This is a genomic window from Priestia sp. BR_2 (assembly GCF_041954005.1).
GTDB lineage: Bacteria > Bacillota > Bacilli > Paenibacillales > Paenibacillaceae > Paenibacillus_AQ > Paenibacillus_AQ lautus_A.
In genome coordinates this window covers 1-660 of record NZ_JAVFHM010000095.1, presented here as the reverse complement: position 1 = coordinate 660, position 660 = coordinate 1, and the positions used below count along the sequence as shown (strand labels likewise).

The window sequence follows — 660 nt, the reverse complement described above, 5'->3', positions numbered from 1 at the left end:
GAATAATCCCATCAATAACAAGGGGAAGTAAAAATACAGATCCTGATTTATCTTTGCTTTCTGATTTTTTAAATACAGATAATGTACCCGAAGGCTCTAATATCGCATAATCCACCTCACGGATATCTCCTATATTTTTATCCCGCAGCTGTAAAAGCAAGTCGTCCAAATTATAACGTGATTTCTTCATCTGCTTTTCATCAATCTTTCCTTGTCTTATTACAATGATAGGTTGCCCATCTAGTACTCTGCGTAACTTTTGACTTTTTAATTGGATATAGGTAAGACCTATTTGGATAAGTGTTAATATAAGAATCGGTACAAGCTGATGTAGTAAAGACTCTCCCGTATCCTCAATTGCCACAACCCCAAGTTCACTTATCATAAGCACAACAACAAGATCAATGACATTTAGCTGATTTATACCTCGTTGGCCGATAAAACGAAAAATAATAATAATAACAACATATAATAATATTGTACGCCAGCTTACTTCGATGATTTCCACTTTACGCTCTCCTTTCATTAGAATCTTCTTCTCTCTTGGAGCCAAGATGAATGCAATGTATAGATTTGTACACTCAGCTGATTCTCTAAGATGTATATTTCTTTATGTTGAAAATTAAATGAATGACGTACAAAGTGTTTAAAGTGTCATCC

General features: G+C 34.2%; 1 protein-coding gene. It reads right to left on the bottom strand.

Translation table 11 applies throughout. The features are described from left to right. A partial coding sequence (locus tag RB298_RS02625; protein ID WP_486045611.1) for a DUF421 domain-containing protein occupies window positions 1–508 on the bottom strand: 508 nt, incomplete at its 3' end. Window positions 509–660: the final 152 nt, after the last annotated feature.